Origin of the sequence: Pseudoxanthomonas sp. CF125 (genome assembly GCF_900104085.1) — a bacterium.
Lineage (GTDB): Bacteria > Pseudomonadota > Gammaproteobacteria > Xanthomonadales > Xanthomonadaceae > Pseudoxanthomonas_A.
Genome location: NZ_FNLD01000003.1, coordinates 658,506 through 672,164, shown reverse-complemented (window position 1 = coordinate 672,164; position 13,659 = coordinate 658,506). Strand labels below are relative to the sequence as shown.

The window sequence follows — 13,659 nt, the reverse complement described above, 5'->3', positions numbered from 1 at the left end:
TGAAACTGGGCAGTGCACTATTGTTCAGCCACCGACCGCGATGCTTCACGGTGCTTTGGAGTTTTCCGTGCCAATGACCTCCCCAGATTCGCCCGCAGTGCGCCTGTCCAACACCCGGCTAGACCGGGGCGGACGCACGATCCTGCGCGACATCGACCTGTCGGTGCCGAGAGGCAGCATCACCGCGGTGCTGGGTCCGTCGGGCAGCGGCAAATCCACCTTGCTGGCGGCGCTGACCGGCGAGCTGCCGCCGGCGGCGGGTACGGTCGAGGTGTTCGGCAAGCCGGTGCCCCGCGGCACCCGCCACCTGCTGGAAATGCGCAAGGGCATCGGTGTGCTGCTGCAGGGCAATGGTCTGCTCACCGACCTCAGCGTGGGCGAAAACATCGCCCTGCCCCTGCGCACCCACACCCGATTGCCGGCAGCGCTGATCGAGCGCGTGGTTGCCTTCAAACTCAACGCCGTGGGCCTGCGGGCGGCGGCCGACGCCTACCCGCGCGAGCTCTCCGGCGGCATGGCCCGGCGCGTGGCGCTGGCACGCGCGCTGGCCCTGGACCCGCCGCTGATGCTCTACGACGAACCCCTGACCGGGCTGGACCCGATCGCCAGTGGCGTGATCATGAGCCTGATCCAGCGCCTCAACGACACCCTGGGCCTGACCAGCATCATCGTCAGCCACCACGTGCACGAGACCCTGCCCATCGCCGACCAGGCGGTGGTGATCGCCAACGGCGGCATCGTGTTCTCCGGCACCCCGGCGGAACTGGAAGCCACCACCGACCCGCTGGTGCAGCAGTTCCTGCGCGGGCAGCCGGACGGGCCGATCGGCTTCGACGCGACACCACGGACGGAGGCGGCATGAGACACCCCACCTTCATAGGCAACGACGCCCGTATCTTTGCCCCCTTTGAAAAAGGGGGCGGGCGGCCGCGAAGCGGGCGACGGGGGATTTGCTTTTCGCGCGAAGAGCAAATCCCCCACAAGCCGCTGTCGCGTCTTGTCGCCCCCTTTTTCAAAGGGGGCTGTTCCGGGCGTCTGCCTGTTCAGATGATCGGGACGGTGCGCTGATGCCCATTGCCGCTTCCATCCGCTCCGTCGGCCGCGCCGGCCTGTTCACCCTGTCGGTGTTCCGGTCGTCCAAGCCAACCAAAGACTTTTTCGCCGAACTTACCCGCGAAATCTACAAGGTTGGCGCACGTTCGCTGCCGATCATCGCCGTGGGCGGCGCCTTCGTGGGCCTGGTGCTGACCCTGCAGGGCTGGCGCACGCTGACCACTTTCGGCGCTTCCGACGCGCTTTCCACTCTGCTGGGCCTGTCCCTCTACCGCGAACTGGGTCCGGTGCTGACCGCCCTGCTGTTCATCGGCCGCGCCGGCTCCTCGATCGCCGCCGAGCTGGGCCTGATGCGCGCCACCGACCAGATCAAGGCACTGGAGCTGATGGCCATCGACCCGGTGGCCAAGGCCGTGGCCCCGCGCTTCTGGGCCGCGGTGCTGACCGTGCCGCTGCTGACCGGCTTCTTCTGCAGCCTGGCCATCAGCGCCAGCTATCTGGAAGCGGTGCACGTGCTGGGCCTGGACAACGGCGTGTTCTGGTCGGCGCTGAGCAATAGCGTCGATTTCTGGGACGACTTCGGCGTGGCCCTGTTGAAGTCGGCGGTGTTCGGCGGCACCTGCGCCCTGGTCGCCGCCTACGAAGGCTTCCATGCCGAGCCCACCATCGAAGGCACTTCGGTCGCCACCACTCGCGCAGTGGTGAACGCCTCGCTGTTGGTGCTGATGTTCAATTTCGTTCTTTCCGCCTTGTTGTTCAGGAGTTGATGCCATGGCCGTCCGTGGACCCCGTCTAGAATTCGCCGTCGGCGCCTTCCTTGTCCTGGCGCTGGCTTCGCTGCTGGTGCTGGCGATTGCTTCGACCAACAAGAAGTTCGGTTTCGGCAGCAGCAGCTACGAGCTGACCGCGCGCTTCACCAACCTGGGCCAGCTGCGTCCGCAGGCGCCGGTGAAGATCGGCGGCGTGGTCATCGGCCAGGTGTCGAAGATCGCGCTGGACCCGGTGAAGTTCGATTCGGTGGTCACCCTCGATATCAATAATGAATACAAGGACCTGCCCGCCGACACTTCGGCAGGCATCTTCACCAGCGGTTTGTTGGGCGAGAACTACATTGGCCTCTCCCCCGGCGGCGACCCGGAAGTCCTGAAGCCCGGCGAAGAGATCGCCTACACCCAACCCGCGGTCGACCTGCTGCAGCTGGTCGGCAAATACATGTTCAGCGGCGGCGGCAAGCCGGCCGGCTCCGGCGATGCAAGCAGCGTCGAAGCCGGCGCCGACGCCAGTGCCCCGCCCGCCGCTACCCCGCCCTCCGAGGAACCCACCAAATGAAGAAGTCCCTGCTCTCCCTCGTCATCGCCTCCGTACTGCTGGCCGGCGCTCCCCTGCTGGTCACCGCCCAGGCCGCCAAGCCCGCCGCCGCCGCGCCTGCCCAAGGCAGCGCCAGCAAAGTGGTGCTGGACAGCAGCACGCGCATCCTGACCACGCTGGAACAGCGCCGCGCCGAATTCCGCAAGAGCCCGCCTGCGCTCAAGCAATTCATCACCACCGAATTCAACCGCATGTTCGACCGCGACTACGCCGCTCGCCTGGTGCTGGGCGTGCATGGCCGCGGCGCGTCCGACGCCGACGTGAAGCTGTTCGCCGATGCGCTGGCCGACAATCTGACCTCCCGTTACGGCACCTCGCTGCTGGACTTCAACACCAAGCTGCGCGTGCGCATCAAGTCCGAGTCGCCGCTGCCCGGCAACCGCGGGGTCAAGGTTTCCAGCGAGATGCTGCGCGACGGCGGCGACCCGATCCCGGTGGACTACCTGATCCGCAACGTCGGCGGCCAATGGAAAGCGTTCGACGTGATGATCGAAGGCATTTCCTACGTGCAGACCTTCAAGAACCAGTTCGACGCCCCGCTGCGGCAGAAGTCCATTGCCCAGGTCGCCGCTGACCTGCGCGCCGGCAAGTTGCAGGCCAATGGCAGCAACTGACGCCACCGCCGAACGCACCGGCGACGCCCTGGTTTTCGCCGGCGCGCTGGACCGGACCGCGGCCGCCGCCTTGTGGCCCTCGGCCAGCAAAATGCTGGCCGGCGCGCAACGCATTGTCCTGACCAAAGTCACTTCCGTGGACAGCGCCGGGCTGGCATTGTTGGCCGAACTGGCCGCGCGCTTGCGCGCGGCAGGCGCGGCTCCGCACATAGAAGGCGAGCCCGCTGGCCTGTCCGAACTGCGCACCGCTTATCGATTGACGTCCGGGCTGGATTTCCCCGGCACCCCCACGCCGTAGTACCCAGGAAACGGGATGAACCTGTTACGCATCGCTGTCGTCGTTGTTCTCGCTGCGCTGGCTTCGGCCTGCGCGTCGACCAAGCCCACCGCCTCCACGCCGCCGCCGGCCGAAACCCTCGTGGTCGGCCAGGCTCCGGAGGCGCCGCCGCCCGTCCAAACGCCGGCGGCCGCTGCGGCGAGCGCAGACGCCTCCATCGAACTTCCGGCACCAGAGGCACCCGCCGCGGTTTCCGCCGGCGCTGAAACCGCCGCCGAAGACGACTTCGCCGCCATCTACGGCCAGGACGAGTACAACCCGGTCGCCGATCCCACTCTGCCGCCCGGCGTTGAAATGCCAAGGTCGTACGACCCGTGGGAAAAACTCAACCGCAAGGTGCACACCTTCAACAACGCGGTGGACCGCACCATCGCGCGGCCGCTGGCGCGCGGCTACGTGAAAGTGGTGCCGCGGCCGGTGCGGCTGGGCGTCAGCAATTTCTTCAGCAATCTGGGCGAGCCCATCACCGCGCTCAACAGCCTGCTGCAGGGCAAGCCCAAGCAGGCCGGACAGTCGCTGGGCCGTTTCCTGTTGAATTCGACGCTGGGCATCGGCGGCATCTTCGACCCGGCCAGCGACGCCAAGCTGCCGCGCAAGAACGAGGATTTCGGCCAGACCCTGGGCGTGTGGGGCTGGAAGCGCTCGCGCTACGTGGAGCTGCCGCTGTTCGGGCCGCGCACGGTGCGCGATGTGTTCGGCCTGGTCGGCGACGCGCCGCTGTCGCCGATCCGCCAGGTGGAAAGCGACAAGACCCGTTTCTTCCTGCAGGGGCTGCAGCTGGTCGACGTGCGCGCGCAGCTGTTGTCGATCGATTCCTTGCGCGAAGGCGCGGTGGACGAGTACGCGTTGTTCCGCGATTCGTGGCTGCAGCGCCGCAACTACCAGATCGGCGAGGACCGCAAGAAGTCGGACGACGAGAATCTGCCCGATTACCTGCTGGAAGAAGAAGACAACCCCACCGTGCCGATGGACGCGATGCCGGTGATCGTGCCGACGCCGGGCGGGTGAGGCTTTCGGCAACCTGAGATCAATCGAGCAATCGGCGGTCTGACCTCAATCGAATAAATCGAGTCGTCATCCCAGCGAAAGCTGGGATCCATCTTGATCTTGGTGGGATGGTCGACGAGGCAACAGCAACAGCAAAAGCAACATCAAAATGGATCCCAGCTTTCGCTGGGATGACGACAGATTGCGGGATGCCGACAGGCAGTCGACCTATTCCTGCGGATCCTCGACCTCACTCCCCAGCAACCCCGGCTCTCCTTCGCTGGGCAACGACTCCACCTCGCGCAACCTGCGCTCGATAGCCCGCGTACGCACGCCGGTCTTCTCGATCTGGGTGCTGGCCTGGTCCAGCTTGCTCTTCACCGAATCCAGCACGTCGCCGAACTTGGAGAATTCGGTCTTCACCGCGCCCAGGGTCTTCCACACTTCGCTGGAGCGTTTTTCGATGGCCAGGGTGCGGAAACCCATGTGGAAGCTGGTCATCAGGGCCAGCAAGGTGGTGGGGCCGGCCACGGCGATGCGCTGGTCGCGCTGCAGGGCATCGACCAGTCCCGGGCGGCGCAGCACTTCGGCGTACAGGCCTTCGGTGGGCAGGAACAGAATGGCGAATTCGGTGGTGCTGGGCGGGGAAACGTATTTGTCGCGGATGCGTGCCGCTTCCAGGCGCACGCGGCGTTCCAGCGCATCGCCCGCGGCGCGTGCGCCGTCGGCGTCGGCTTTTTCCTGGGCGTCGAGCAGACGCTCGTAATCCTCGCGCGGGAATTTGGCGTCGATCGGCAGCCACACCACCGAGTCGGCGGAAGAACCGGGGAAGCGCACTGCGAATTCCACGCGCTCGCTGCTGCCGGGCACGGTGGCGACATTGGCCGCGTACTGGTCGGGTGCGAATACCTGCTCCAGTAATCCGGCCAACTGCACTTCGCCGAACACGCCGCGCGACTTGACGTTGTTGAGCACGCGCTGCAGTCCGCCGACGTCGGCGGCAAGTTTGTTCATGTCGCCCAGGCCCTGGTGCACCTGTGCCAGCATGGCGGTGACGTTGCCGAAGCTTTCGGTCAGGCGGGTTTCCAGGGTGGCGTGCAGTTTTTCGTCCACGGTCTGGCGCATCTGTTCGAGTTTGGCGGTGTTGTCGGCCTGCAGTTCCTTGAGCCGCGATTCCAGGGTGGCGCGCAGTTCGCCGATGCGCAGTTCGTTGCGCTGGGTCAGTTCGTTGAGGCGCTGGCTGAGGGTGTCGCTGAAACGCTGCTGCTGTTCGCTGCTTTCCAGCCGCCCCTTGCGGGCGTCTTCGCCCAGCGCTTCGCGCAGCAGGTCCAGGCGCTGGTCGGTGCGGGTGCTCAGTTCGGTCAGGTTGCGTCCGAAGCCTTCGATCCGGGTTTCCTGCTGCCTGGACAGGCTGTCCAGCTGTTCCCGCAACTCGCTACGCCCGCTGCGCTGTTCCTCGCGCAGGGCCAGCTCCATGCGCTGCTCGGGGCGGCGCAGCAGCAGGACGACCAGCAGGATGACGGCGGCTGCGGCCAGGACGAGGAGGATCAGCAGGAGGGTGTTGGTATCCATGGGGACAGTGTAGCGGGGTCGGTCTCAGGGGTTGAGTCTTGGGTGTTTGTCCATCTCGTATAACGCTGCATACTGCGTTACACCTCATTCCCGAGGCCCATTTCTTGTTAGCTCTCACGAGAATCCATGAAGATTTACGGATATAGCGACCAGGGTTTGCCGATTGAGGACGTTGTACCCGCCGAGCTTGCGGAAATAACGCTCAATGCAACTCCCGATGAGACACGAAAGATTGCTGCCTTCTTGCTCTCGGCCGCAGATAGTATGGAGCGCATGGGCGATTCTTACGGCCATGTGCACCTCGCAGACGTGCAGCCCGAGTTTGAGGGCTCGCCCCACTTCACGGTGTTCAACTCCAAGCTATTGGGTGGGCGCTGAAAATTCAGTTAAACCGAAGCCCCTTTAGAGTTTTATGGGTGTCTGATGGGTAGCGTTGATGATCTTCCGCCTCAACCAATTGACGCGTACGGAAAGCTTCTGGCGCCAGGAGCCCTTGTCACAATCATGTCCGTCGTATCTTGTGCTCGCGAACTACCGAGGGAAGACCAGGATCGTCTTTCCGCCCTGGTCGGAGAGAAACGAACAGTTGTCGAAGTTGATCGCTTTGGATTTATTTGGCTGTCTTTCTCGGCTTCATGCCGAACTGCGGATTTCTGCTTATTGCCAGTCGAGGTGACAAGTGAGTGACATAGCGAGGATAAAGGGCCGTAGGCTGGGTTAGTTTCATCAACCCAGCGCTTTGGCTATTTCTTGCGATGCTGGGTTGATAGAGCCAACCCAGCCTACTTTTTTCTCACCCAGCCTGTGCCGAAGTTAACCTGGCACGCTCGACTTGGCCCCGATACTAGAGACAAGCCCATGCACCACTCCCGACTCTGCGCCCTGCTGATCGATTGCAACACGCCCGATGTCGATCAGGCCGCCGGCTTCTGGGCCGGGGCACTGGGTCGCGCGATAGACCCGGACCACCCCGGCACCCGCGGCAATTACCGCATGCTGGAGACGCCGCCCGACGAACCCATCGTGCAAATCCAGCGCGTCGAGCACGAAAGCAGGGTGCACATCGACATCGAAACCGATGACATTCCCGCCGAAGTGGCCCGCCTGGAAAAACTGGGCGCCAGCGTCGTTGACCGTTTGGAGCGATGGGTGGTGATGCAGGCCCCGACCGGGCAACGATTCTGCGTGGTGCGCGTCCAGCGGCCCGGTTTCCCTAAAAACGCGAACCTCTGGGAATAGCTTTTGAACGGGCTGCTTATTGGTCTGCCTTGGGGCGGGCAATCGCCCGTCTTGGCATAGCCGGGCGCCCGCAGGTTTCGATACGCTTTGCCGCCTACGATCCTTTCGCCATTTTTGGAAACCATCATGACCGACCAGGCACCTTCCGAATACCTCGTGCTCTCCCGCGGCCAATGGGACAAGGACGCCGCGCCCGCCGACATCCAGGTGGCTATCGACGAGTTCTACGACTGGCTGGAGCGCATGATCGCCGAAGGAAAAATGAAGACCGGCCAGCGCCTGGATACGCCCGGGGCGACGGTTTCGAAGAAAAGGGGCGTGGTGACCGACGGACCTTTCGGCGAATCCAAGGAAGTGGTGGGCGGCTACTGGTTCATCCTGGCGCACAGCCTGGAAGAAGCCGCGCACCTGGCCGCGCAGAATCCATGCATGCAGTACGGCCTGTTCTACGAGATCCGGCCTATAGATCCGCAAAAAGGCAGCGCGTACAACGTGACCAACGAAACGCCGAGCTGACACGGAACTCCACAGGCCGGATACCATCCAGCCATCACCCAAGGAGCGGCACCCGTGACCGACCTCGCCTTCAAGCAATCGATCCTCGACGAAGAGCATCTGCGCCTGCTTTCCATCGGCTACTACATTTCGGCTGGCGTCAGCGGGTTCTTTTCCCTGTTCGGCCTGATGTACATGTCCATGGGCGTGATGATGGGAGCGGTCTTCTCGTCCGCAGTAAAGACCGGCCAGCATGCCGATGCCATGCCTCCGCAAATGATGGGCTGGATGTTCGGCATCTTCGGCGGGCTGTTCTTCCTGTTCGGCGCAGGCATGGCGATCGCCAAGTTCCTCACCGGCAAATACCTCAGGCAACGCCGGTCGCGGACCTTCTGCCAGGTGATCGCTGGTATTACCTGTCTGTCGATTCCCTTCGGCACGGCGCTCGGCGTGGCGACGTTCATGGTGCTGGGCAAACCGAGCGTGCAGAGCCTCTTCAATCGCTCCACCGCCGTCTGATTGCCCGCGATGAAGGGCGGCGCTGCGGCATCGCCAGCTGGACACCGACGACATGGGCACCGATTCCGGCTCGAAGCGCATGCCTCCCCCTTTGAAAAAGGGGGATTGAGGGGGATTTGCTCTCGCTTCAGAGCAAGATCAAGAGCAAATCCCCCATAGCCCCCTTTGTCAAAGGGGGCGAAGCAAGGGCTGTCCGGGGCCTTCTCGCCGCAACGCACATCGCATCGGCGCGGCCGATGCGCCACTATGTGCCACCTTTTCCAGAAACAAACTCAGGGGCTCGCATGCAGACTTGGCTCAGGCGCAAATCGATCGATCAGGTGACCGTGCACGAGGAAGGCCGGCGGCTGGTTCCCACCCTGAGCTGGCCGCACCTGATCGCGCTGGGCATCGGCGCCATTGTCGGCACCGGCATCTACACCCTGATCGGCGTCGGCGCCAACCTGGCCGGCCCCGCCGTGCTGCTGTCCTTCGCCATCGCCGGCATCGTCTGCGCCTGCGCGGCGCTGGCCTATGCGGAGATGGCGACCATGATGCCGGCCGCCGGCAGCGCCTATACCTACAGCTACATCGTGCTGGGCGAAACCCTGGCCTGGATCGTGGGCTGGAGCCTGATCCTGGAATATTCGCTGGTGGTGAGTACGGTGGCGGTAGGATGGTCCGGCTACGCCGTGGGCTTCTTGAAAGGACTGGGCGTGGACCTGCCGCTATGGGCGACGGCCGGGCCGCACGCCGGCGGCTTCATCAACCTGCCGGCGGTGGGCATCGTGTTCCTGGTCGCCGGCTTGTTGATGGCGGGCACGCGCGAAAGCGCTACGTTGAATGCGGCGCTGGTGGTGGTGAAGGTGATCGCGCTGGCGATCTTCGTGGCCATCGCGCTGCCGCATTTCGACGCGACGCGCCTGGACCCGTTCATGCCGTTCGGCTTCGCCAAGTCGATGGGCGCCGACGGCGTGGAACGCGGGGTGATGGCGGCGGCGGCGATCATCTTCTTCGCCTTCTACGGATTCGATGCTATCTCCACCGCCGCCGAGGAAACCAAGAACCCGGAGCGCGATCTTTCCATCGGCATCGTCGGCTCCATGGTCGGCTGCACGCTGATCTACATGATCGTGGCGCTGGCCGCGGTCGGCGCGCTCAGCTACACGATCTTCGGCAACAGCCCGGAACCGCTGGCGCTGATCCTGCGTGAACTGAAGCAAGGCAATGCAGCCACGATCATCGCCGCCGCTGCCGTCATCGCGCTGCCGACGGTACTGCTGGCGTTCCTGTACGGCCAGAGCCGCATCTTCTTCGTGATGTCGCGCGACGGCCTGCTGCCGCGCGGCTTGTCCAAGGTGAGCAAGCGCACCGGCACGCCGATCGCCACCACGCTGTTCACCGCGATTTTGGTGGCCGCGCTGGCCGGCGTGGCGCGCCTGGACGAAATCGCAGCGCTGGCCAACGCCGGCACCCTGGCCGCCTTCATCGCGGTGTCGGTGTGCCTGCTGGTGCTGCGCAAGCGCGACCCCTCGCGCCGCCGCGTATTCCGCACGCCGTTGGCGTGGGTGGTGGGACCCATCGCGATCTTCGGCTGCCTGTACCTGTTCTGGAGCTTGCCGCAACGCACGCAGCTGTATTTCCTGATCTGGAATGCGATCGGGCTGGTGGCTTACCTGGCTTATGGGCGGCGTGCGAGCTTGTTGGCGAAAGGCGGGGATGCTTGAGTCATTTACCGGCGAACAACCAGTGTCGTCATCCCAGCGAAAGCTGGGATCCATTTTGATCTTGCTGTTGATGTTCGGCTTACAAAAGCCCTAAAAGCAAAATGGATCCCAGCTTTCGCTGGGATGACGGCCGTTTATCGCGCGTGGGATGACTGCGGAGGTTTCGCCGCATAGCCTACAAATGCGTATCCAACCACCGCAGCACGCGTTCCAGCACATCGCGCTCATGCTCGCGTTCGTGGAACCAGTGCGGTCCGCGCGGGTAGCGCACCATTTCCACCGGCGTGCCGTTGAACTTGAGCGCGCCGTAGAATTGCTCGCCCTGTGAAACAGGCACGCGCTTGTCCTGTTCGCCGTGCAGGATCAGCACCGGCACCTTCACCTTGTCCGCATAGCGGATCGGCGAGTGCTTGTCGTACGCGTCGCGTTGGGTGACCGGATCGCCGAAGTAGCCGGGCAGGTAGTCGGGCGTGTCGGTGCTGAGCGCCATGCCGCCGATGTCGATCACGCCGGCACCCACAATCGCGGTTTTGAAACGGTCGCCCTGGGTCACCGCCCACGCCGACAGATAGCCGCCGTAGCTCCAGCCGCCGATGGCCACGCGCTTGGGATCGGCGATGCCTTGTTCGACGATCTGGTCCAGGCCGTCGAGTACGTCCTGATAGTCGGCGCCGCCCCAGTCGCTACGCGCCATTTCGGTGAAGGCGCCGCCCTGGCCTTCGGAACCGCGCGGGTTCGGCATCAGCACCGCATAGCCGTGCGATGAGAGCAGCTGCGCCCATTCGTGCCACGAACCCAGCCAGCCCGACCACCACGCCCACGCGGGCCCGCCGTGGATCTGCACCAGCGTGGGCAGGCGCGTGCCGGGTTTGTAGTCGGGCGGCAGCATCAGTAAGCCGTGGATTTGCAGACCATCGCGAGAACTGCGCCAGCTGATCTCGCGCAGCTGCCCGTGCGACCATTGCGCGACCTGCGGATGGGTCGAGGTCAATGCGCGCGCTTTTCCATCGGTGAGCGACCAGATTTCGGCCGGCGTGTCGTCGCGCATGCCGACGAAGGCGACGTCGCCGTTGCGAGCGACGCTGAAGGCCTGCCATGGCGCCTGTACTTGGGCCAGCGTCGTCCACTTGCCGTCGCCGGCATCGATGCGCAGGAACTCCGCGCGTACGCCGCGCTGCCCTTCTCCGATCAACTGGGCATCGTCCTGCCAGCGCGCGCCCCATAGCGTGCCCGGCCAGTCGCTGGCCAGCGGCACGCGCTTGTCCCCGTGCAGGTCGTGCACGAACAAGGCGGCGGTCATGCCGTGTTCGCCCAGTTCGCCGTATATCAGGCGTTTTCCATCCGGCGACCACGACAGCGGCGCGGCCGATGCGCGGTCGCACAGCGTGCGCAGCAGACGGCCGGTCCCGGCATCGATCAGTACCACGCGCGAGCGGTACCAGTAGTCGTTGAGCGTGGTGCCGGTGGAGATGCGCAACGCCAGCTGTTTGCCGTCCGGCGACCAGACTGCTTCATGCACTTGCATGCGTTCGGGGGTGAGCGTGCGTGCGGTGCCGTCTCGTAGATCGCGCAGCCACAACCGCGCGAACTGCCGTGGATGGTCGACTTCGATGGCGTCGTCCTTGCGCTTGGCCCGCGCCGCCGCCTCGGGCGCAAGCGGGTCGAGCGCGACGTAGGCCAGCGAGCGTCCGTCGTGCGAAAGCGAGAAGGACAGCACTTCGCCGGCCGATGCGGTGAGTGCGCGCGCGGCGCTGCCGTCGCGCGGAACTTGCCAGACTTGGGTGGAGGCGAGGCCGGTTCCGGATTTCTTGCCGCCGGAAAGTGTGCGGTCGGAAAGGAACAGCAGCTGCAGTCCGTCCGGCGACCACCGCGGCGCGCTGTCGTTGGCTGCCGCCGGCGCAGGTAGCTCCGTTGCCTTGGCATCGCCCGTGACGCCGATACGCCAGATCCGGCTCAATGCGAGCTTACCTTCGCCCCGCGGCGTGGCGACGGTGTAGGTGATGCGCGCGCCGTCGGCGGTGATCTGCGGATCGGCGACCTGCTTGAGATTCACCAGATCGTCCGGAGTTATCGTGCGCGTGCCCGCCAGCACGGGCAGCACCAGCACCGATGCCACCAGCACCGCAGCCCAACGACGCAGGACCATCGCGTTCATGCTTGAGTATCCACTTCGAGCTGCTCCCTAAGCCAGCCCGCGCCCTCTTCGATCGCCCGCCGCGCCAGTGCGGAAATCGACATCGCTTCGAGGAAGCTGTGCGAAGCCCCGGGATAGCGGCGAAGCGTCGCCGTGTTGCCTTGCGCGCGCAGGAGTTCGGTCATGCGCAGGCTTTGCTCGGAGAGCACGTCGCGTTCGGCCATCACCAGGAAGGCGGGCGGCAGATCGTGCAGAGAGGCGCGCATGGGAACCGCCAAGGGATCCTGACGATGCCGTGCGTCTTCGCCGAGGTAGCTGTTCCAGAACGCGTCCATTTCTTCTCCCGACAGCATGTCGTCCGATGTGCCGAGCGTGGCGCGGGCGTGTTCCGAGATCTCGGTGTCGAAGCCGCCGTAGTTCAACAGTAGCGCGCAAAGCCCACGACTCGAGTTTTCGTCGCGCAGAGACAAGGCAGTGCTCAAAGCGAGGTTGGCGCCCGCCGAGTCGCCGGCCAGCGCCAGCCGCGAGGCGTCGATGCGGAGCTCATCGGCATGCTCGCGCAGCCAGCGCACCGTGTCGATGCTCTGTTCCAGGGCGATGGGATAGCGGTGCTCCGGCGACAGCGCGTAGTCCACGCCCACTACGACCGCACCGGTGGCATGCGCGTATTCGCGCATCAGGCGGTCATGGGTATCGATGCTGAAGATGGACCAGCCGCCTCCGTGCAGGTAGACGATCGCAGGCAACGCGGTGTTGGTGGCGACAGGCCGGTATAGGCGTATGCGGAAATCGCCGCCGCTCCAGCGCAGCCATTCCTCGCGCGTATCGGCCATGACCGGGCCGCCGGTGCGCCACGGCTGCCGCGCGATCTCGGCGATGGGCCGTTTTTGCACCCAGTCCAGCGTGCGGCCAGCGGAAAGGCGCGCCGATTCGGCGCAGACCGCTTCCACGAACCGGCGCACTTCCGGGTCCAGCGCTTCCAGGCTGCGGCTCATCGTCCACCTTCCGTTGCGCGCGCATCGAAATCCCGCATCCAGCGAACCAATTCCGCTTCGCCCTGCTTTTCCAGTCCGCGCACGATCTGGTCGAAGTCGTAGCGGCGCTCGTCCTGGCCAAGCTTGAAAGTAACGTGGACCGAAACGATTTCCGCGCGCAAGGCGATCACGCCCTGCGCGAGCCGCGCCTGACGTTCGCCCATTTCCTGCATGCGCCAGGCATTATCGCGCCCGGTTTCCATCTGCGTCACCAGGGCGTCGAGTTCGGTGGCGATGGCGTCGGCATCGGTCAGCAGCGAGACGCGCACGTCGAAACTGGCGCTGGCGTAGTTCCACGTCGGCGCCTGGGTGCGGTCGTCCAGCCAGGACGGCGACACATAGGCATGCGGGCCCATCACCAGCACCTGCGCCACCGGATCGCTCTGCAGCCGCGCGGCATGCGGATTGCGTTTCGAGAAATGTCCCAACAATGAATCCAGCCTTCCGTCCGCGTCGAAACCCACGCGCAACGGCAGCGGCGTGGACGCAGCATCGTCGCCGCCGGCCGACACCAGCCAGGCCAGCGGTTGCGCAGCCAGCAGGGCGACCAGGTCGTCCTGCGAGCGCGCTGCATACAAAGTGTCTCTGGCGTGTCCCATAT

At 64.9% G+C, this 13,659-nt stretch carries 15 protein-coding genes; 11 read left to right on the top strand and 4 right to left on the bottom strand.

What is annotated here, in order from left to right; genetic code table 11:
- Window positions 1-73: 73 nt before the first annotated feature.
- The 6 genes from BLR66_RS16545 (at window position 74) to BLR66_RS16520 (ending at window position 4,380) form a co-directional block, all read left to right on the top strand.
- Window positions 74-862 carry an ABC transporter ATP-binding protein gene (locus BLR66_RS16545; RefSeq protein ID WP_093289596.1) on the top strand — a complete coding sequence of 263 codons (789 nt, stop codon included), beginning with the start codon at window positions 74-76 and terminating at the stop codon, window positions 860-862.
- Between the two features lie 205 nt (window positions 863-1,067).
- The gene (locus BLR66_RS16540; protein WP_093289593.1) at window positions 1,068-1,820 is read left to right on the top strand and encodes an MlaE family lipid ABC transporter permease subunit; all 753 of its coding nucleotides are present in this window, start codon (window positions 1,068-1,070) and stop codon (window positions 1,818-1,820) included.
- Between the two features lie 4 nt (window positions 1,821-1,824).
- Window positions 1,825-2,382: an outer membrane lipid asymmetry maintenance protein MlaD gene (mlaD, locus tag BLR66_RS16535; RefSeq protein WP_093289590.1), complete on the top strand. Its 558-nt coding sequence runs from the start codon at window positions 1,825-1,827 to the stop codon at window positions 2,380-2,382.
- Window positions 2,379-3,035: an MlaC/ttg2D family ABC transporter substrate-binding protein gene (locus tag BLR66_RS16530; protein ID WP_093289587.1), complete on the top strand. Its 657-nt coding sequence runs from the start codon at window positions 2,379-2,381 to the stop codon at window positions 3,033-3,035. The genes mlaD and BLR66_RS16530 overlap by 4 nt, the downstream gene beginning before the upstream one ends.
- Window positions 3,022-3,333, top strand: coding sequence for an STAS domain-containing protein (locus BLR66_RS16525; protein WP_093289585.1), 312 nt, complete (start codon window positions 3,022-3,024; stop codon window positions 3,331-3,333). Before BLR66_RS16530 ends, BLR66_RS16525 begins: the two co-directional genes overlap by 14 nt.
- A gap of 15 nt (window positions 3,334-3,348) precedes the next feature.
- Window positions 3,349-4,380 (top strand): MlaA family lipoprotein, encoded by a 1,032-nt coding sequence (locus BLR66_RS16520; protein ID WP_093289582.1) that lies wholly within the window; start codon window positions 3,349-3,351, stop codon window positions 4,378-4,380.
- A 207-nt stretch (window positions 4,381-4,587) separates the two neighbouring features.
- Here BLR66_RS16520 and rmuC read toward each other — a convergent pair whose 3' ends face one another.
- A complete protein-coding gene (gene rmuC / locus BLR66_RS16515) occupies window positions 4,588-5,931 on the bottom strand; it encodes a DNA recombination protein RmuC (protein WP_093289579.1) in 1,344 nt (447 codons plus the stop codon).
- A 126-nt stretch (window positions 5,932-6,057) separates the two neighbouring features.
- Between rmuC and BLR66_RS16510 the strand changes: the two genes are divergently transcribed.
- The 5 genes from BLR66_RS16510 to BLR66_RS16490 all read left to right on the top strand — a co-directional run bounded on the left by BLR66_RS16510 (window position 6,058) and on the right by BLR66_RS16490 (window position 9,890).
- Window positions 6,058-6,309, top strand: a complete 252-nt coding sequence (locus BLR66_RS16510; RefSeq protein ID WP_093289576.1) for an Imm32 family immunity protein — start codon at window positions 6,058-6,060, stop codon at window positions 6,307-6,309.
- Between the two features lie 480 nt (window positions 6,310-6,789).
- Window positions 6,790-7,170, top strand: coding sequence for a VOC family protein (locus BLR66_RS16505; protein WP_093289573.1), 381 nt, complete (start codon window positions 6,790-6,792; stop codon window positions 7,168-7,170).
- 126 nt (window positions 7,171-7,296) lie between these two features.
- Window positions 7,297-7,686 carry a YciI family protein gene (locus tag BLR66_RS16500; protein ID WP_093289570.1) on the top strand — a complete coding sequence of 130 codons (390 nt, stop codon included), beginning with the start codon at window positions 7,297-7,299 and terminating at the stop codon, window positions 7,684-7,686.
- Between the two features lie 54 nt (window positions 7,687-7,740).
- Window positions 7,741-8,184 carry a hypothetical protein gene (locus BLR66_RS16495; RefSeq protein ID WP_093289567.1) on the top strand — a complete coding sequence of 148 codons (444 nt, stop codon included), beginning with the start codon at window positions 7,741-7,743 and terminating at the stop codon, window positions 8,182-8,184.
- Window positions 8,185-8,468: 284 nt separating this feature from the next.
- Window positions 8,469-9,890: an amino acid permease gene (locus BLR66_RS16490; protein ID WP_093289564.1), complete on the top strand. Its 1,422-nt coding sequence runs from the start codon at window positions 8,469-8,471 to the stop codon at window positions 9,888-9,890.
- A 175-nt stretch (window positions 9,891-10,065) separates the two neighbouring features.
- Here the strand turns inward: BLR66_RS16490 and BLR66_RS16485 are convergent, their stop codons facing one another.
- Genes BLR66_RS16485 through BLR66_RS16475 form a run of 3 tightly spaced genes read right to left on the bottom strand, consistent with a single transcriptional unit; the run spans window position 10,066 to window position 13,657 of the window.
- Window positions 10,066-12,045 (bottom strand): S9 family peptidase, encoded by a 1,980-nt coding sequence (locus BLR66_RS16485; protein WP_255402729.1) that lies wholly within the window; start codon window positions 12,043-12,045, stop codon window positions 10,066-10,068.
- Window positions 12,042-13,019, bottom strand: coding sequence for an alpha/beta hydrolase (locus BLR66_RS16480; protein WP_093289561.1), 978 nt, complete (start codon window positions 13,017-13,019; stop codon window positions 12,042-12,044). The genes BLR66_RS16485 and BLR66_RS16480 overlap by 4 nt, the downstream gene beginning before the upstream one ends.
- A complete protein-coding gene (locus BLR66_RS16475; protein ID WP_093289558.1) occupies window positions 13,016-13,657 on the bottom strand; it encodes an FMN-binding negative transcriptional regulator in 642 nt (213 codons plus the stop codon). The genes BLR66_RS16480 and BLR66_RS16475 overlap by 4 nt, the downstream gene beginning before the upstream one ends.
- Window positions 13,658-13,659: the final 2 nt, after the last annotated feature.